The 18,263-nt window shown below is 75.2% G+C and carries 15 protein-coding genes; 9 read left to right on the forward strand and 6 right to left on the reverse strand.

The features are described 5' to 3' along the window. Positions 1 to 48 precede the first annotated feature (48 nt). The gene (locus tag ACIBIW_RS25570; protein ID WP_399339352.1) at positions 49 to 663 is read left to right on the forward strand and encodes a hypothetical protein; all 615 of its coding nucleotides are present in this window, start codon (positions 49 to 51) and stop codon (positions 661 to 663) included. Beyond that, a complete protein-coding gene (locus ACIBIW_RS25575; protein ID WP_399339353.1) occupies positions 660 to 1,649 on the forward strand; it encodes a nucleotidyl transferase AbiEii/AbiGii toxin family protein in 990 nt (329 codons plus the stop codon). The genes ACIBIW_RS25570 and ACIBIW_RS25575 overlap by 4 nt, the downstream gene beginning before the upstream one ends. Before the next feature lie 53 nt (positions 1,650 to 1,702). On the opposite strand, the gene dnaG is transcribed toward ACIBIW_RS25575, so the two are convergent. The 4 genes from dnaG to ACIBIW_RS25595 form a co-directional block, all read right to left on the reverse strand. Next, positions 1,703 to 3,613 (reverse strand): DNA primase, encoded by a 1,911-nt coding sequence (gene dnaG / locus ACIBIW_RS25580; RefSeq protein ID WP_399339354.1) that lies wholly within the window; start codon positions 3,611 to 3,613, stop codon positions 1,703 to 1,705. 92 nt (positions 3,614 to 3,705) lie between these two features. Continuing rightward, complete coding sequence (locus ACIBIW_RS25585; protein WP_399339355.1) at positions 3,706 to 4,968, reverse strand: NAD(P)/FAD-dependent oxidoreductase; 1,263 nt, start codon at positions 4,966 to 4,968, stop codon at positions 3,706 to 3,708. 195 nt (positions 4,969 to 5,163) lie between these two features. Then, a complete protein-coding gene (locus tag ACIBIW_RS25590) occupies positions 5,164 to 6,543 on the reverse strand; it encodes a deoxyguanosinetriphosphate triphosphohydrolase (protein WP_399339356.1) in 1,380 nt (459 codons plus the stop codon). A 53-nt stretch (positions 6,544 to 6,596) separates the two neighbouring features. Beyond that, positions 6,597 to 7,403: a sirohydrochlorin chelatase gene (locus ACIBIW_RS25595; RefSeq protein ID WP_399339357.1), complete on the reverse strand. Its 807-nt coding sequence runs from the start codon at positions 7,401 to 7,403 to the stop codon at positions 6,597 to 6,599. Positions 7,404 to 7,602: 199 nt separating this feature from the next. Here ACIBIW_RS25595 and ACIBIW_RS25600 point away from each other — a divergent pair, with 199 nt between their 5' ends. The 3 genes from ACIBIW_RS25600 (at position 7,603) to ACIBIW_RS25610 (ending at position 12,685) form a co-directional block, all read left to right on the forward strand. Continuing rightward, positions 7,603 to 9,864 (forward strand): molybdopterin oxidoreductase family protein, encoded by a 2,262-nt coding sequence (locus tag ACIBIW_RS25600; protein ID WP_399339358.1) that lies wholly within the window; start codon positions 7,603 to 7,605, stop codon positions 9,862 to 9,864. A gap of 464 nt (positions 9,865 to 10,328) precedes the next feature. After that, positions 10,329 to 11,294, forward strand: a complete 966-nt coding sequence (locus ACIBIW_RS25605; RefSeq protein WP_399339359.1) for a glycosyltransferase family 2 protein — start codon at positions 10,329 to 10,331, stop codon at positions 11,292 to 11,294. 2 nt (positions 11,295 to 11,296) lie between these two features. Continuing rightward, a complete protein-coding gene (locus ACIBIW_RS25610; RefSeq protein WP_399339360.1) occupies positions 11,297 to 12,685 on the forward strand; it encodes a polysialyltransferase family glycosyltransferase in 1,389 nt (462 codons plus the stop codon). A gap of 50 nt (positions 12,686 to 12,735) precedes the next feature. On the opposite strand, the gene ACIBIW_RS25615 is transcribed toward ACIBIW_RS25610, so the two are convergent. Next, the gene (locus ACIBIW_RS25615) at positions 12,736 to 13,914 is read right to left on the reverse strand and encodes an acyltransferase (RefSeq protein WP_399339361.1); all 1,179 of its coding nucleotides are present in this window, start codon (positions 13,912 to 13,914) and stop codon (positions 12,736 to 12,738) included. Positions 13,915 to 14,065: 151 nt separating this feature from the next. After that, entirely contained in the window at positions 14,066 to 14,689 is a 624-nt protein-coding gene (locus ACIBIW_RS25620) for an NADPH-dependent FMN reductase (protein WP_399339363.1), read from the reverse strand. A gap of 53 nt (positions 14,690 to 14,742) precedes the next feature. Here ACIBIW_RS25620 and soxR point away from each other — a divergent pair, with 53 nt between their 5' ends. The 4 genes from soxR to ACIBIW_RS25640 all read left to right on the forward strand — a co-directional run bounded on the left by soxR (position 14,743) and on the right by ACIBIW_RS25640 (position 18,261). Beyond that, positions 14,743 to 15,201, forward strand: a complete 459-nt coding sequence (gene soxR, locus ACIBIW_RS25625; protein ID WP_399339364.1) for a redox-sensitive transcriptional activator SoxR — start codon at positions 14,743 to 14,745, stop codon at positions 15,199 to 15,201. A gap of 214 nt (positions 15,202 to 15,415) precedes the next feature. After that, positions 15,416 to 15,934: a hypothetical protein gene (locus ACIBIW_RS25630; protein ID WP_399339488.1), complete on the forward strand. Its 519-nt coding sequence runs from the start codon at positions 15,416 to 15,418 to the stop codon at positions 15,932 to 15,934. 373 nt (positions 15,935 to 16,307) lie between these two features. Then, positions 16,308 to 16,952, forward strand: a complete 645-nt coding sequence (locus ACIBIW_RS25635) for a class F sortase (protein WP_399339489.1) — start codon at positions 16,308 to 16,310, stop codon at positions 16,950 to 16,952. Positions 16,953 to 17,019: 67 nt separating this feature from the next. Beyond that, entirely contained in the window at positions 17,020 to 18,261 is a 1,242-nt protein-coding gene (locus ACIBIW_RS25640; RefSeq protein ID WP_399339365.1) for an NAD(P)/FAD-dependent oxidoreductase, read from the forward strand. Positions 18,262 to 18,263 lie beyond the last annotated feature (2 nt).

Raw genomic sequence — 18,263 nt, forward strand, 5'->3', positions numbered from 1 at the left:
CCGAAAAAATCCCCCCTCCCCTCCCCCGCTCTCTGCCACCCTCTCCCCATGGGGGATTTCGAGGCTCATGTCACCGTGGGTGGGGATGAGGGCGGGCGGTTGGTGGGGTGGGGGCGGGAGCGGGGGGTCAAGGTGGCGCAGATCGTGTTGGCGCGGGGGGAGCGGGTTTCGCAGCCGATGGTGACGTTGCGCGGGGGCGGCTCGTACCGGGAGCAGTACGCGGCGGCACGCCGGTGTGTGGAGGCGCTGCGAGGCGCGGGGTTCACGGTGGTGCGGGTGAAGGTGGAGTGTGCGGCGTGGGCGGAGGCGGTGCCCGCGCCGCCGTACCGGAAGGACCAGTACTACGAGCACCATGTGAAGCTCGCCCTGGGCGCCGGGGCCGAACTCGGCGCGCTCGCGCGGGCGGTGGCGGGGCACGGGGCGCATCTGTCGTGGAACGCGCGGCGGGTGGCCGGTGGCGGGCGGCACGAGCGGTTCGTCACCCAGCGCTGCCACGGGGGCGGCGCGGGGGCGGCGCGCTCGGCGCTCGGGCGGCTGCTGCATGAGTTGAGGGGACGTCAGATCGTGTCGGTGGAGCGGGAGTTCGTGTTGTACGACAGTGATCTCTCGGTCGACGAGGGATGGCTCGACGGCGGTACGACGGCGGGGGGCGAGGAGACATGACGGATGCGACGGACGGCTCCGGGCGGGTGCGGAGGCTGCTCGCGGGCGAGGGGGACGACGCGGCGCGGCAGCGGGCGACGCTGCCCAGGACGCTGCTCGCGCCGCAGGACGGCTCCGCGCCGGGGCGACCGGTGTTCGACCCGGCGCTGAAGCAGTACGGCGACGCCTACCGTGCGGGGGCGCCCGAGCTGGCGGAGCCGGGGGCCGCCGAGGCGTGGCGGGCCGCGCGGCGGCGGGCGCTCGACACGGTGGTGGCGGCCGTCGCGGCCTCGCCGTGGGCGGACTCGCTGGTGCTGCGCGGGAGTTGGACGATGGCGCGGTGGTTCCCTGGCGAGGCGCGGGAGCCCGGGGACCTGGACTTCGTCGTCGTGCCCACCTCGTGGGACATCGGGGACGCGCGCACCGGCCGCATGCTGGCGGACGTGGCGCGGGCGGCCGAGGAGGCGGCCGGGGAGGCCGCGGGGGACGGGCCGGTCATCGCGGCGGACGGGCGGCGTACGGACGAGATCTGGACGTACGACCGGGTGCCGGGGCGGCGGATGGTGCTGCCGTGGTCGGCGGCGGGGCTGCCGGGCGGCCTGGTGCAGTTGGACTTCGTGTTCGGCGAGGCCCTGCCGCGGCCCCCGGTGCGCGAGCCGCTGCCGGGCGGCGGCAGCGTACCGGCCGCGTCGCCCGAGCTGTCGTGCGCCTGGAAGGTGTTGTGGCTGCTGTCGGACATGCATCCGCAGGGCAAGGACATCTACGACGCGATGCTGCTCGCCGAGCGGTACCCGCCGTCAGAGGCGCTGGTGCGCGAGGTGCTTGAGCAGGCCGCGGCCTGGGAGGAGCCGCCGCCGCCCCGGTCCACGACGGCCGAGCTGGGGCGGGCGCTGGGGCCCGCATGGCACGAGTGGCCGCACTTCGCCGCCGAGCATCCGCGGCAGGGCGCGGACTTCGCGGACACCACCGCCCGGCTGCTCGCCGCGCTGCGCCCCGTCATGGGCTGACACCGGCCCCGCGGGACAACGGCAACCACCTCCGGGCCGGCGGCCGAGGCGGGCTACAGCGCCTCCGCCCGTCGTACCCGCAGGGCCTCCCCGTACTGCTGGAGGACCCAGAGTTCGTTCTGCGCGGCGGAGAGCCGGGCCGGGTCGCCGCCCGAGGAGAGGCGGGCGACGGTGCCGTGGATCTCCGTGATGCGGCGGTCCACGGCGCGCAGCCGGACGGCGACGAGCTGTTCGCCCGCGTACAGCTCGTCGACGGTCCTGCGGCGTACGGGCTCCACGGCCAGCTCGGTGACCAGAGCGCGCACCGTGTCGTTCGGGGCGGCCTCGCGGACGCGGGCCAGGTACGCCTGTTCGTCCTCGGCGCCCAGCTCGGCGCCGCCCGCCTCCTCGATGACCTCGCGGACCGCGCCGTAGGGGGGCGCGGTGAACTCGTCGGCGCCGTACGCGTCGAAGGCCGGGGAGACCAGGGCCGGGTACTGGAGGGCGAGCTTGAGCAGTTCGCGCTCGGTGCGGTGGGCGGGGCTGCGCAGGTTCAGCGCGGGTCCTGAGAACGCGGGGCGTGCCGCGCCCTGCTCCGGCTGCCGGTCCCCGGTGGCGCCGGGGCGCGGCGCGGGGCCCCGGCCGCCGCGGTCCTTGGCCCAGCGGGCGAGCTGGGCGACCCTGCGGACCACGAACTGGGTGTCGAGGATGCCGAGCATGCCCGCGAGTTCCACCGCGACCTCGTGCTGGGACGCGCTGTTCTTGATGCGGGCCACCACGGGCGCGGCCTCGTCGAGGGCGGCGGCGCGGCCCGCGGGGGTCTCCAGGTCGTAGCGGGCCACGATCTGCCGCAGCGCGAACTCGAACAGCGGGGTGCGCGGCTCCACCAGGTCGCGTACGGCGTCCTCGCCCTTGGCGATGCGCAGTTCGCAGGGGTCCATGTTGTCGGGGGCGATGGCGATGTAGGTCTCGGCGGCGAACTTCTGGTCGTCCTCGAAGGCGCGCAGCGCGGCCTTCTGCCCGGCGGCGTCGCCGTCGAAGGTGAAGATGACGCGGGCGGAGCCGTTGTCCATCAGGAGCCGCCGCAGGATCTTGATGTGCTCGCCGCCGAACGCGGTGCCGCAGGTGGCGATGGCGGTGGTCACCCCGGACAGGTGGCAGGCCATGACGTCGGTGTAGCCCTCGACGACGACGGCGCGGCTCGCCTTGGCGATGTCCTTCTTGGCGAGGTCGATCCCGTACAGCACCTGTGACTTGCGGTAGACGGGCGTCTCGGGCGTGTTGAGGTACTTGGGCCCGTTGTCGTCGTCGCGCAGTCTGCGGGCGCCGAAGCCGACGACGTCGCCCGCGATGTCCCTGATGGGCCACATCAGCCGGCCGCGGAAGCGGTCGATGGGGCCCCTGCGGCCCTCCTGGGCGAGCCCGGACAGCAGGAGTTCCTTGTCGCTGAAGCCCTGGCCGCGCAGGTAGCGGGTGAGGTGGTCCCAGCCCGCGGGGCTGTAGCCGACGCCGAAGTGCTCGGCGGCGCCGTGGTCGAAGCCGCGTTCGGTGAGGAAGGCGCGGCCCGCCTCCGCCTCGGGGCTCGTGGTGAGCTGCTCCGCGTAGAAGCGGGCGGCGACCTGGTGGGCCTCGATCAGCCGGATGCGCTCGCCGCGCTGGTGGCTGGGGTTGTAGCCGCCCTCCTCGTAGCGCAGGGTGATGCCCGCGGTGGCGGCAAGCCGTTCGACCGCCTCGGAGAAGGAGAGGTGGTCGATCTTCATCACGAACGTGATGGTGTCGCCGCCCTCCTGGCAGCCGAAGCAGTGGAAGAGCCCCTTTCCCGGGCTGACCTGGAAGGACGGGGACTTCTCGTCGTGGAAGGGGCACAGGCCCTTCAGATTGCCGCCGCCCGCGCTGCGGAGCTGGAGGTACTCGGAGACCACGGCGTCGATCGGGACGGTGTCCCGCACCGCCTTCACGTCCTCGTCCCTGATCCTTCCCGCCACGCGGAGATTCTACGGCGGCCGGGGAGGCGGCGGGACGCCCAGGGCCCCCGCCCGTGGCGGGCGGGGGCAGGGCGGGCCGGGTGCGGTACCGGTCAGGGCAGCAGGGACTCCAGCGGGGTGGCGGGGTCGCCGATGGCCTCGGCGGAGACCTGGGTCCTGGTGCGGATGAGGTCCTGGATGGGGGCTGTGACATCCCACACATTCACGTTCATCCCGGCGAGCACCCGCCCGCCGCGCAGCCAGAACGCGATGAACTCCCGCTTGCCCGCGTTGCCGCGCAGCACCACCTGGTCGTACGAACCGGGCGGCGCCCAGCCGGAGTACTCAAGGCCGAGGTCGTACTGGTCGGAGAAGAAGTACGGCACCCGGTCGTACACCGTGTCCCGGCCGAGCATCGCACGGGCGGCGGCGGGGCCGCCGTTGAGGGCGTTCGCCCAGTGCTCCACGCGCAGCCTGGTGTCGAACAGCGGGTGGTGGGTGGCCGCCACGTCCCCGGCGGCGTGGATGTCGGGGTCGGAGGTGCGCAGCGCGGCGTCGACGGCGATGCCGCCGCCGTGCACCGGGTCGGCGAGTTCCAGCCCCGCGGACTCGGCGAGCGCGGTGCGGGGCGCGGCGCCGATCGCGGCGAGCACGTCGTGCGCGGGGTGCTCCTCGCCGTCGTCGGTGCGGGCCGCGAGGACCATGCCGTCCTGCCCGGTGATCTCGGTGAGCCGGGCGCCGAAGTGGAACCGTACGCCGTGCTCCTCGTGCAGGTCGCGGAAGATCTGGCCGACCTCGGGCCCGAGCACCGCGTGCAGCGGGGTCGCGGCGGCCTCGACGACGGTGACCTCGGCGCCGTACTCGCGGGCCGCGGCGGCCACCTCAAGGCCGATCCAGCCGGCGCCCGCGATCACCAGGTGCCCGTTGTCCCTGCCGAGGGAGGCGAGGACGCCGCGCAGCCGCTCGGCGTGCGCGAGCCGCCGCAGATGGTGGACGCCCGCGAGCCCGGTGCCGGGGATGTCGAGCCTGCGCGGCTCGGAGCCGGTGGCGAGCAGCAGCTTGTCGTAGCGGACGGGGGTGCCGTCGCCGAGCCGCACGGTCCGCGCCTCGCGGTCGATGGCGACCGCGGTCTGGCCGAGGTGCAGCTCGATGTCGTTCTGCGCGTACCAGGACGGCTCGTGGACGAGGGCCGAGTCGCGTTCCTCCTTTCCGAGCAGGTACCCCTTGGACAGGGGCGGCCGCTCGTAGGGGTGGTCGCCCTCGTCACAGATGAGGATGACCCGCCCGCTGAAGCCCTCCGAGCGCAGTGTCCCGGCCGCCTTGGCCCCGGCGAGCCCTCCTCCGACGATGACGAACGTCTGATCCGCGTCGACCACTTGATGCCTCCTCATAACCGTGCCGCCACCATCGAGCGTCCCGCACCCTCGGTGTCCCGGGAAGGGGGAGTGCCCCGAACAGGTCAGTCGGCTCACACCCCGCGGGTGGCGGCGGGCGCGGCACCGGGCGCGTACCGCGGTGCCGCACTCTCCTGTCGGGGACGGGCCGCGGCCCGTCCTTTGCGTCGCGGGCGCTCAGCCCGCCCGTTCCGTGAGCCCGGCGTGCAGGGCGCGGGCGGCGGCGTCCGTCAGGGACGCGATCTGGTCGACGATGACCCGCTGTCGCGCGCGGTCGTCGCCCGCCTCCGCGAACAGCGCCCTGAACTGCGGGTCGAGGCCGACCGGCGCCCGCGCGGCGAGCGCGTCGGCAAGCTCGGCGACGATGACGCGCTGTCTGGCCCGCAGCCGCTCCTGCTCGGCCCTGCGCATGACGTACCGGTCGGCGACCGCCTTCAGCACGGCGCACTCGTGCCGGGTCTCCTCGGGGACGACAAGTCCCGCGGCGTAGCGGGCGAAGCCGCCGGCGCGTGGGCCCCAGCGGTCCCGGGTGGCGGCCTCGGCCGACTGGCAGAAGCGGCCGATGAGCTGGCTGGTGGAGTCCTTGAGGCGGGCCTGGGAGACGGCGGTGCCGTCGTAGCGGTGCGGCCACCACTCCTGGGCGAGCAGCCGGTCGAGCGCGGCGAGCAGTTCTGCGGGCTCCGTGCCGGGGGGCGCGTAGCCGAGCGCGACGTCGGCGACGCCGCGGCGCTCCTCGGGGGAGCGCAGCTCGCGGGGGTCGATATGGCCCGCGTGCAGGCCGTCCTCCAGGTCGTGGGCGCTGTAGGCGACGTCGTCTGCCCAGTCCATGACCTGGGCCTCGAAGCAGACGGCGCCCGGGGGCGCGCCGCGCCTGACCCACTCGTACACCGGGCGGTCGTCCTCGTAGTGGCCGAACTTGGGCGAGCCGGGTTCCGTCGGGTGCCCGCCGCGGGCCCAGGGGTACTTCACGGTGGCGTCGAGGGCCGCTCGGGTGAGGTTGAGCCCGACGCTCACCAGGCCACCGGCGGTGGTGGGCCCCGAGTGCGCGGCGACCTCGGCGGGCGGTGCGAAGCGCTTGGGCTCGATCCTGGTGAGCAGCCTGAGCGACTGGGCGTTGCCCTCGAAGCCGCCGCAGTCCCCGGCGATGTCGCTGAGGACCTGCTCGCCGTTGTGCCCGAAGGGCGGGTGGCCGAGGTCGTGGGCGAGGCAGGCGGCCTCGACCAGGTCGGGGTCGCAGCCGAGCGCGGCGCCCAGCTCCCTGCCGACCTGGGCGCACTCCAGGGAGTGGGTGAGCCGGGTGCGGGGGCTGGTGTCCCAGGCGCGGCCCTCGGCGCCCGGCGTGACGACCTGCGTCTTGCCTGCGAGGCGGCGCAGTGCGGCGGAGTGCAGCACCCGGGCGCGGTCGCGCTGGAAGGCGGTGCGCCCCGCCCGTTTGTCGGGCTCCGTGACGCGGCGCTCCAGGGAGGCGCCGTCGTACGGGCCCCCGTGGTGCGGGAGCGCGGCGCGGTGCGGCGCGGGCGGCGCGATGGGGCCGGGGCCCGGTGTGGTGCCTTCCATGCCGTCGACAGTACTTCGGGGCGGCGTCGGGGCCGCGTCAACGGGGGCGGGGCTCAGTGGGGCACCGGCACGGGCAGGGTGGCGCGGGCGGTGGTGTAGCGGTGCAGCAGCAGCCTGGCCACCGCGGGGTGGGCGCCGAGCGGCGCGGCGGCGAGGGCGGGCGCGGCGGCGCACTGCGCGGCGAAGCGGCCGGGGGCGGTGAAGTAGGAGGCGACGGCGGTGTCGCGGTGCCCGGCCGCGCGCAGTTCCCGGACGGCTTCGGCGACCGTGGGCCGCGTCGCCGACGCGTACGCGGCCGTCACCGGCACCCCGAGCCCGGCCGCGAGCAGCCCGGCCGCGCGTACGGTGTCCGCGGTCCCCGCCGGGTCCCGGGAGCCGGCCGCCGCCAGCACCACGGCGCCGCGCGCGGAGCGCCGCCATCCTGCCTCGTGCAGCCGGTCGCGCAGCGCGTCCGTGAGCAGCGGGTGGGGGCCGAGGGGCGGTGCGACGGCGGTGCCGAGATGGGCGGCGCGGGCCGCGGCGGCGGGGATGTCGTGGGAGCTGTGGTAGCCGCGGCCGAGCAGCAGCGGCACCAGTACGGCGAGCCCCGGCGGCAGTTCGCCCAGCACCTCGGGCAGCGTCGGCGCGTTCAGCTCCAGGTGGGCCAGGCGCACCGGGAGCCGCGGCGCCAGCGCCCGTACCCGGGTCAGCAGCGCGGCCACCGCCGCGGGGGTGCGCGGGTCCCGGCTGCCGTGCGCCACGAGCACCAGCGGCGGCGGCCCCGGTACGGCACGGGGGCGGGGGCCGGGCGCGGGGGTACGGGGGCTGAGGGCGGGGGTGCCGGTGCGGGGGCGGGGGGCGGTGGCGCCGGTCGGCATCATGCGCCCGATCCTGCGCGGCCGGTGTTATCGGGCCTTTGCCCCGGGGGTGCCGGGTGGTTTCCGGGGTCTCACCCCGGGGCGGGCGCGGCTGTGCGCCCCGGCCGCTCACCGGCCCCCTCGTGCCGCGGGGAGGCGCACGTACCGGCCGTGTAACCGCCGCCCCGACGTGCCGTAACACGCGCCCCGCAGGCTGCCCCGTATGCCGCACGCACTGCCCTCCCCGCCCGCCGCCACCGACGCCCGCGCCGGGGCCGCCACCGACACCCACTGCCCGTACTGCTCGTTGCAGTGCGGGATGACGCTGACCGGGGCTGCGGGCCGGGTCGAGGTGGTGGAGCGTGCCTCGTTCCCCGTCAACCGGGGCGCGCTGTGCGCGAAGGGGCGTACGGCCCCCGCACTGCTCGACCCGGCGGCGCGCCTCACACAACCGCTGGTACGCGATCCGGCGACCGGGGAGCTGGCCCCCGCCGGCTGGGACACGGCGCTCGACCGGGTCGCGGCCGGGCTCGCCGCGGCGCGCGCGGCGCACGGCGCGGACGCCTGCGGGGTGTTCGGCGGCGGCGGGCTCACCAACGAGAAGGCGTACGCGCTCGGGAAGTTCGCCCGGGTGGTGCTCGGCACCTCGCAGATCGACTACAACGGGCGCTTCTGCATGGCGTCGGCCGCCACCGCGCACCAGCGGGCGTTCGGGCTCGACCGGGGGCTGCCGTTCCCGCTTGCGGACGTGGCGCGCACCGGCTGTGTGATCCTGGTCGGCGCCAATCCGGCGGAGACGATGCCGCCCGCGCTGCGTTACTTCACCGAGCTGCGGGAGAACGGCGGCTCGCTGGTCGTGGTGGACCCGCGGCGCACCAGGACGGCCGGGTCGGCCGACCTCCATCTGGCGCCGCGGCCCGGCACGGATCTGGCGCTGGCGCTCGGCCTGCTGCATCTGGTGGTGGCGGAGGGCCGGGTCGACGAGGCGTTCGTCGCGGCGCGCACCACGGGCTGGCCCGCGGCGCGGGCCGCGGCGATGGCGCACTGGCCCGAGCAGGTGGAGCGGATCACCGGGGTGCCGGTGCCCAGGATGCGGGAGGCGGTACGGAGGTTCTGCGACGCCGGGACGTCGATGGTGCTCACCGCGCGCGGCCCCGAGCAGCAGTCCCACGGCACCGACACGGTGAACGCCTGGATCAACCTCTGCCTCGCCACCGGCAGGGCGGGGCGCCCGCTGTCCGGGTACGGCTGTCTGACCGGGCAGGGCAACGGGCAGGGCGGCCGTGAGCACGGGCAGAAGGCGGACCAACTGCCCGGCTACCGCAAGTTGACCGACCCGGCGGCGCGTGCGCATGTGGCGGGGGTGTGGGGCGTGCCCCCCGAGTCGCTGCCGGGTCCCGGGCGCAGCGCGTACGAGCTGCTCGACGCGCTCGGCGGCGATGTGAGGGCGCTGCTGCTGATGGGGTCCAACCCGGTGGTGTCGGCGCCGCGCGCCGCGCATGTGGAGCGGCGGCTGCGCTCGCTCGACTTCCTCGCGGTGGCAGACGTCGTGCTCTCGGAGACGGCGGCGCTCGCCGACGTGGTGCTTCCGGTGACCCAGTGGGCGGAGGAGACCGGCACCGTGACCAATCTGGAGGGGCGGGTGCTGCTGCGGCGCCGTGCGGTGGACCCGCCGCCGCTCGTCCGCTCCGACCTGGCGGTGCTCGGCGGGCTCGCGGCGCGGCTCGGGGTGCGCCGGGGGTTCCCCGAGGACCCCGGGGAGGTCTTCGACGAGCTGCGCAGGGCGAGCGCGGGCGGGCCCGCCGACTACTCGGGCATCAGCTATGCGCGGCTGGCGCGCGGGGAGGGGGTGTTCTGGCCGTGCCCTGCGGGTCCTGGGCACAACGACGGGGACGGCGACGGGGGCGAGGACAGCAATGGGGGCGGGCATGGCGGCGCGGGTGAACGGGCGGGCGGCGGCGGGGAGTTGCCTCCCGGGACGCCGCGGATGTTCCTCGACCGGTTCGCGACCGAGGACGGCAGGGCGCGCTTCGTAGCGGTGTCGTACCGGCCCTCGGCCGAGGAGCCGGACGCCCGCTACCCGCTGCTGCTGACGACCGGCCGGGTGCTCGCGCAGTACCAGTCGGGGGCGCAGACGCGCCGGGTCGCGGAGCTGAACGCGGCGGCCCCCGGGCCGTTCGTGCAGCTCCACCCGGGGCTCGCGGCGCGGCTCGGGGTGGCGGAGGGCGACATGGTGACGGTGGTGTCGCGCCGCGGCAGGGCGAGCGCGCCCGCCAGGCTGAGCGCGGACATCCGCCCCGACACGGTCTTCATGCCGTTCCACTGGCCGGGCCCAGGACGGGCCAACACACTGACCAACCCGCTGCTCGACCCGGCCTCCCGGATGCCGGAGTTCAAGCGGTGCGCGGTACGGGTCGAGAAGGCAGAACAGGCCCAGACGGCGGAGCGGGCAGAACAGGCGGGGCCCGGCCGCCAACTCCGGTAAAAGTACGGGTCGGCAGCAGGCAAAGGCGGGCTCCCCAGGACCCGGTGGAGCGGGGGCCGTGAGAGGGTTCGTCGCGGCGGCGGGTATCGCGTACGGCACCGCGGCGGTGTTTTCCCCACGGGGACAACGGGCGGCATCCCGCGGTCCCGCCCGGCAAGCCGTGCACGCCTTCGGTGAGATGAATCACAGAGAATTCATCAATCATGTGGGCAACTGCGGGCTATTGCGCGCTATGCCCGGCCAATTGTTGCGGGCAAAATCCGCGGGGTAACAAAACGCCAGGTCAGAGGCGCTGTTCAGCGCCTACTCTAGGGGGCGGACCCGCATCGGCCGATGCCGTTTCCACCGCGTATGCCGCACCGGATTCCCTCTGCCCACATGCTTGATTAACGATTAGTTCACCCCTTGTTCACCCGCATACGCATGCCCGCCTTCCGACCCGCCTTTACCGCCCTGGACTACGTATGCCCAAACTCTCTGTCATCGTGCCGTGCTTCAATGTGCAGGAATTCGCGGAGGACACCCTGATGGGCCTCGCCAACAACGCGGGGCCCGAGACCGAGTTCATCCTTGTCGACGACTGTTCCACGGACTCCACCGGCCAGATCCTCGACTGGTGGGAGCGGCGGCTGCCGAACGCCAGGGTGATACGGCACGAGCGGAACAGCGGCATCGCGCAGGGCCGCAACACCGGGATCGACGCCGCACGCGGCGAGTACCTCACCTTCCTCGACGGCGACGACTGGTACGCCCCCGGCTACCTCGACGCCCTCGTCCGCGTCATCGACGGCCTCGGCTGCGACTTTCTGCGCACCGACCACATACAGAGCACGGGCCTGCGGCGGGTCAGGCGCAGCGCCCCCGCGCCGGTGCGCGGCAAGGTGCTCGGCCCCCGCGACGTCATCGGCTCGCCGCACGCGGAGACCATGGTGGACTACCCGTTCGTATGGGCCGGGGTCTACCGGCGCTCGCTCTTCGACGACGGCGGGATGCGCTTCGATGTCGGCCTGCGCACCGCCGAGGACCGGCTGTGGACCTGGCGGCTGCACCTGAGGGCGCGCACCTTCGCGGCGACCGAGGTGCTCGGGGTGTTCTACCGGCGCGGTGTGACGACCTCGCTCACCCAGATACGCGACGCGCGTCAACTCGACTTCATACCGGCCCACGACGCGCTCCTCGCCGACCTCGCCGCCGACCCCGAGGGCGAGCGGTTCCTGCCCAAGGCGGTCCGCACGTACTGCGCGCTGATCGCCTTCCACCTGGCCAACATCCGGCGCTACCACGCCCCCGTGGCCAGGCGGCTGAAGAAGATGTCCGCCGCCGCGCTGCACGGCATGCCCCAGGACACCCTGGAGCTGACCCTCGCGGGCATGGACAACCGGCGCGCCGACGCCCTGCGGCGGCTGCACTCCGCGGGAAAGGCGGCCTGAAGATGCCCGAGACCCCTGCCACCGCGCGCCCCGTCCAGATCTTCGAGGTCTCCACGCTGTACGGCGCCGCGACCCTGGCCGCCGCCCTGGACGCGGGCCAGTTCGGCACCCGCGGCGCGGCCCGCCGCATCTTGCTGGTCTCCAACAACTCGGCCACCCCGGAGGCCGCGACCCTGCTGCCCTCGATGAACGGCTTCGCCGCGCTCGCCGCCCGCTTCGACGAGACCGTCGACTGGAACGACGCCATAAGACCGCACCACCCGAGCGCGTGGACACCGCTGCGCGACGAGTCGCCGGTGTGGGAGCGGATGTTCAGGAACGCGTGGCGGCTCGGCACCGCGCCCGTCGAGCTGGTCGTGGAGTCGGTCCAGGTCAGCCCCGCCAAGGCGCTGGCGACGATCTTCGGCGGCAGCGCCATCCACGTCTACGCGGACGGCCTGATGAGCTACGGGCCCACCCGGGAGCGGCTGCCGCAGTGGCTGGCCTGCCGCATCCGGCGGCTGCTCCACCTCGACCTGGTGCCCGGGCTGCGCCCGCTGCTGCTCGCCGAGCGCGAGGTGCCCGCCGAGACCGTGCCGAGCGACACGTTCGTGAAGGTGCTCGGGGAGCTGGGCGAGGCGGCGGTGGACGACCCGGGCCTCACCGAGGCCGCCGCGGACCGCCCCACGGCCGTGCTGCTCGGGCAGTACCTGGCCGCGCTCGGCATCCTCACCGCCGAGGAGGAAGAGGAGCTGCACGCCCGTATGCTGCGCGGCGCGGTGGCGGCGGGGCACCGCAGCATCGTCTTCAAGCCGCACCCCACGGCGCCCGCACGCTACTCCAAGATCCTTGAGGAGACCGCCGCCGGGGCGGGCGTACGGCTGCATGTGCTGACCGGGCCCGTGCTCGCGGAGGCGGTGTACGACCGGTGCCGGCCGGAGCTGGTCGTCGGCTGCTTCTCGACGGCACTGCTGACCGCCGCCGCCTACTACCGCGTCCCCATCGCCAGGGTCGGCACGGAGCTGCTGCTCGAACGGCTCACCCCGTACCAGAACAGCAACCGGGTGCCGGTCACCATCGTCGACTACGCGGTGGCCGACCTGGAGGGCCCCGAGGAGTACGCGCCGCTGTCCGAGGAGGAGACCGAGGACCTGGAGGCGCTGATCCGCACGGTGGGCTACTGCATGCAGGCCAAGCTGCACCCGACGCTGCGGGGCGACGCGGTCGCCTGGCTGGAGACGCACTTCGACGAGTCCACCGAGCGCTACTTCAAGCGGCGCCGCCTCACCGCGCTCGCCCTCCCGGGCGGCGGCACCTCGGTCCGCGCCCGGCTGCTGCGCAGCAGCCCCACGGCGCGGCGGGCCGCCCAGCAGATACGCGCCGCCCAACGGAGGCTCCGCCCCGCGGAGTAGCGGAGGGGGCCGGTACGCGTACCGGCCCCCTCCGTCTTCCCCCCTCGGGCTCACCCGAGGTATCGCCTCAGCTTCAGCTTCCCCCAGAGCATGCTGACGGCGAAGGACGGGACGGCGGTGGCCACGGTGAGGGCCGCCGCCGCGACGGCGGAGCCGAGCCAGCCGCGGCCGCCGTCCATGAACGACGGTGAGATGGTCTTCAGCAGCAGGACGTGGACCATGAACGCGCCGAGCCCCGCGTCCATCACCAGCGTCAGCCGCGGCCGTATCCGCTCGGGAATGCGCAGCCCGTTGAGGGACATCAGCACACAGGCGGCGAGCGCGCCGACGAAGATGCTGGCGTTGGGGATCACGAAGTGGATGGTGTGCTGGGACCAGAGGATCAGCGCGAGCGACACCACCGCGCCCAGCACCCACCAGCGCCGGTGGCCGCGCGGGGTCGGCGGCAGGCTCAGCAGCAGCGCGCCCACGACCGCGTACACCATCGAGTAGGTGCCGGCCCCCCAGCCGAAGTGCGGCACGTCCCAGCCGGTGACACTGGCGAGGTCGCCGGTGGCGGTCGGCCCCGCGCCGAGCACCACGAGCGCCGCGACGACGCCCCAGGGGCGCCGCCCCGCCTTCAGCAGCATCACGAAGCCGAGGATGAGGATCAGCGGCACGTGCGCGTAGAAGTACCAGAGGTGGTACGCGGGCTGGACGGTGCCGAAGACGGCGTCGAGCGCCAGCTTGGGCGTGGGGTGGCCGTTGGTGTCGCGCACCCAGCCCCACGCCAGGTAGACCGCCGACCAGATGCCGACGGGGACGATCATGCGCAGCGAGCGCTTGCGCAGCGTCCTGCCGTCCCGCGGCGGCGCGCCGACCAGCACCGCCCAGCCGGCGATCGCGAAGTACAGCGGGACGGCCCAGCTCGTCACCGAGTCGAGGAACAGGCCCGTCCAGTAGACCGCCTTGCCGTTCTGCTCGGACTTGTCGACGGCGAGCATGCACTCGCCGCCGACGTGCCCGAGGATGATGCAGAACGCGCAGATGATGCGCAACAGGTCGATGTCGTAGCGGTGTTCGCGGCGGGGCCGGTCCTGCTTCGCGGGGGTGGCGGCCGCCGCGGCCGGGGCCTCGGTCTGCACCGCCGTGACGGCCGCCGTGGCCGGGGCCGCGTCGGCGGGGGGCCGCGGCGCCGGGACCGTCTCGCGCGGGGTCGCCGGATGCGCGGATGCGTTCTCAGTTGACATGCCCTGCCCTGTGAAGACGAGGAAACGTGCACTACCTCGCCGTTCTGGGGCGAGCAGACGTTCGCATCTTTTCAGGAGGCAAGCCCGCGAAACTGTACGGAAGAAGAACAGAAGTCGAACTCATCCCCGTGCGCCCCTGCGGCCCCTCGGCTCACGCGCCGTACGGGCGGCGGGACTTGGCCTCCCGCAGCGCCTCGGCCCACCACACCAGGCGGTCGGCCATCGTCGCCAGGGCGGCGTCCGCGGCGGCGGGGTCGCGGTGGGCGCCGTGCTCGTCGAAGAGGCCGCCCGCGTTGTGGAAGGACACCGTGTCCCTGACCGTCACCGCGTGCAGTTCGGCGAAGACCTGCCGCAGGTGCTCCACCGCGCGCAGGCCGCCGGACACCCCGCCGTACGAGACGAGGCCGACCGGCTTCGCCTGCCACTCGGTGAAGTGCCAGTCGATCAGGCTCTTCAGGGACGCGGGAAAGGAGTGGTTGTACTCGGGGGTGAGGATGACGAACGCGTCGGCCGCCGCCAGCTTGGGGGTGATGTCGGACGCCAGCGCGGCAGGGGGCGCGCCGAGCCTGGTGGGCAGCTCGTGGTCGGCGAGGTCGAGCACGTCCAGGGCCAGGTCCGTGCGCCCGCGCAGCCCGGCGAGCAGCCATTCCGCCACCACGGAGCCGAACCTGCCGTCGCGGTTGCTGCCGACCACGACGAGGGTGTGCACGGGGGTGGTGGTGTCCGATGCGGTGGCGGGGGCGGCAAGGGTCTGGGGAGAAGAAGAAGGTGTCATGCGGCGAGTCTCATAGTTGAACCATGGTTTAAGTCAAGCGTTACAGTGGGGGCATGCCACGCCCCGTGCCCCTGGACGCCAAGGAGATCACCGTCGGCGAGCTGTCCCAGCGCAGCGGTGTCGCCGCCTCGGCGCTGCGCTTCTACGAGCGCGAGGGGCTGATCCACAGCCGCCGCACCTCGGGCAACCAGCGCCGCTACGCCCGCGACACGCTGCGCCGCGTCGCCTTCGTGCGCACCTCGCAGCGGCTCGGCATCCCGCTGGCCGCGGTGCGCGACGCGCTGGCGCTGCTGCCCGACGACCGCACCCCGAACCGCGAGGACTGGGCCAGGATCTCCGAGCGCTGGCGCGCCGACCTGGACCACCGCATCCGTACTCTGCAACGCCTCAGGGACGACCTCTCCGACTGCATCGGCTGCGGCTGCCTCTCCCTCGACCGCTGCGTCCTGTCCAACCCGTACGACGAACTCGCCAGCCATGGGCCGGGGCCGCGGCGGCTGATCGAGGACTGAGCGGCTCGGCGCCGGTCACCCGTTCACCCCCACGCCCCCCGCTTCCGAAACTCCCGCCCCGGGGCCGCTCTGACCTGCCCGGATTCTTGGGGGGCCGGGGCGTGGGCGCGGTTTCTGACGGGGCGTCGGCAGGCGGGGCCGCGGTGGGGGCACTTTGCTCGGGGCAGTGGCGGTTCGTACGGCCGCCTCCGTCACGCCCTTGCGAGGAGCACGCCTGATGCGCACTGCCCTGGTGCTGACCGGTTCCGTACTCGCGGTGGCCGCGGCCGCCGCGCCCGGATACGCCCGGGACGCCTCCTCCCGCGAGGCCCCCGCCGCCCATGGCGCGCTCGACGTGCGGCCGGCCGCGGCGGCGCCCGGCGCCACGGTGCGGGTCAGCGCGGCCGGCTGCGACGGCGGGCACGCCGCCGCGGGGGACGCGGAGGCCGTGGGGGCGCCGCCGTTCACGCTGGCCGCGGGGGACGAAGGCGCGGCGGGGCGGTTCCGGGTGCCGGACACCGCGCAGCCCGGCACGTACGAGATCGTGGCGCGCTGCGCGGGCGGCGGCCTCGCCCGCGGCGACCTCGCGGTCACCGAGGCGGCGGCGCGCCCCGCGGGCGCCGTGCACACCGGGGTCGGCGGGGCGCTCGGCCCCGACCCCGCACAGACCGCGGCGGGTGTGGCGGCGCTCGCCGTCGCCGCCGCGGGCGGTACCTGGCTCCTGCATCGCCGCGCGAGAGGCGACGGGATCTGAAGGACACCCTCCGCTGTCCACCGGTACCGCCGCTCCTCCCCCTCCGCTCCGGCCTCACCGCCCGGAGGGGGAGGAGCGCGACCGCGCCGGGAGGGACCGAGAAGGGCCAGGAGAGGCCAGGAGAGGCCAAGAGGGCCAAGAGGGCTCAGAGGGCCAAGAAAGCCAAGAAGGCCAAGGAAACCAGGAAGCCAGGAAGAGGGGGAAGCACCCCGTGCGTCTCATACCCGGTGCCCCGGCCGGGCGCCCCGCCGCCCGGCCGGGCCGCCGCCGCACCGTCCGCCGCCACCGCCGCCGCGGGGCCGCGGGGACTGCGCCCGCCGCCGCGGCCGATGGAACCCCGCGCCCCGCCGCCGCGCGCCGCCGCCCCCACCGTCTGACCGAGGCGGCCGTCGCCACCGTCACCGCCCTGGCGCTCACCGCCGCCGTCGTCCTGCTGCACGGCGGCCTCACCGGCACCCCGCCGCCCAGGCCCCCGGCCGACCAGGCCCGCCCCCGCGCCGCGGGACCCGCCGCCGCCCCGCTGCCGCGCGCACGCCCCGACCGGGTCCGCATACCCGCGCTGCGCGTGGACGCCCCGCTGACCGGGCTCGGCCTCACCCCGGACGGCCACCTCGACCCACCGCCGCCGGGCCGCGCCGACCTCGCAGGCTGGTACGCCGACGGGACCGCGCCGGGCGAGCGCGGCACCGCGATCCTGGCCGGGCACGTCGACACCGCGACGGGGCCCGGCGTGTTCTACCGGCTCGGCGCGCTGCGCAGGGGCCGCACCGTGGCCGTGGACCGCGCCGACGGCAGCACCGCCGTCTTCCGGGTGGACGCGATCGGGGTGTACCGCGCGGACGACTTCCCCGACGAGCGGGTGTACGGCGCCGCCACCCGCCCGGAACTGCGCCTGATCACCTGCGGCGGCCCCTACTCCTCCGGCACCGGCTACCGCGCCAACGTCGTCGTCTTCGCCCACCTCACCGGCCGCGCCCCGCGCCCGAGCGCCCTCACAGCGGTGTCGTCCGCCCGCTGAGAGCCACGTTCCGCACGGGAAACAGCCGGGATGCCGCCGGGTAACACCACGCGCCCAGGCTCGGCGTATGGCCACAGAACCGCACCGCGCGCCGCCGCGGGCCGCCGCCGCTCCTGGCCCCGTGGTGATCGTCGGCGCCGGGCTCGCCGGGTGCCGGGTCGCCGCGCGCACCGGCGGCGTCCTCATCGGCGACGAGGCCCACGCCCCGTACAACAGGGTGCTGCTCGCCGAGGTGCTGGCCGGCCGCTACGGGCCCGGGGTGATCGCGCTGCCGCCGCACCCCGGCACCCTGCTGCACACCCGCGCCACCCGCGTCGACCGCGCCACCCGCACCGTGCACTGCGCCGACGGGAGCGAGGTCGGGTACGGCACGCTGGTGCTCGCGACCGGTTCCGACCCGGTACTGCCGCCGCTGCGCGGCCTCCCGGGGGACCGTGCGCTGCCCTCGGGGGTGCACGCGTTCCGCACCCTCGACGACTGCCTCGCGCTGTCCGCCGCGGTGCGCCCGTGCGCCGCGGCCGTGGTGGTCGGCGGGGGCCTGCTCGGGGTGTCGGCGGCCAGGGCGCTGGCGCGGCGCGGCGCCCGGGTGGTGCTGGCGCAGCAGGCCGGGCGGCTGCTGGAGCGCCAGCTCGACCCGCGGGCCGCGGCGCTGGTGCGGCGCCATCTGACCGGGCTCGGCGTGCAGGTGCGCACCGAGTGCCGGGTGCGCGGCGCCCGGGTGCGCGGCGGCGCCGTGCGGGGCGTGGAACTCGCCGACGGGCACGTCCTCGACTGCGAGTTGCTGGTACTGGCGTGCGGGGTGCGGCCGCGCACCTCCCTGGCCGCTGCGGCCGGGCTCGCGGTGCGCCGCGGGGTCGTCGTCGACGCGGAGCTGCGCACCAGCGACCCCGACGTCCGCGCCGTCGGCGACTGCGCGGAGCACGACGGCGTGGTCTACGGGCTCGCCGCGCCCGCGCTCGACCAGGCCGACACGCTCGCCGACGCCCTCGCCCCGCCGCACCGCGCCGCCCGCTACCGCGGCACCAGGTCGCTGACCCGGCTGACCCTGCCGGGGCACGGGGCGCCCTGCGGGCCGCTCGACGTGGCCGCGTTCGGCGAGGTCGAGCCGCGCCCCGGCGACGACGTCGTCCAGCTCAGCGACGCCACCCGGGGCGTCCACCGGCGGGTGCTCGTGCGCGGCGACCGCCTGGTCGGCGGGGTGCTCATCGGCGACCTCGACACCGTGGGCGCGCTCGCCCGCGCCTGGGAGGACGGGGTGCTCGCCGACGCCCCGCTGCTGCATCTGCTGACCCACGACGGAGGCCGCTGACC

It is taken from the genome of Streptomyces sp. NPDC050560 (assembly GCF_044457285.1).
Lineage (GTDB): Bacteria > Actinomycetota > Actinomycetes > Streptomycetales > Streptomycetaceae > Streptomyces.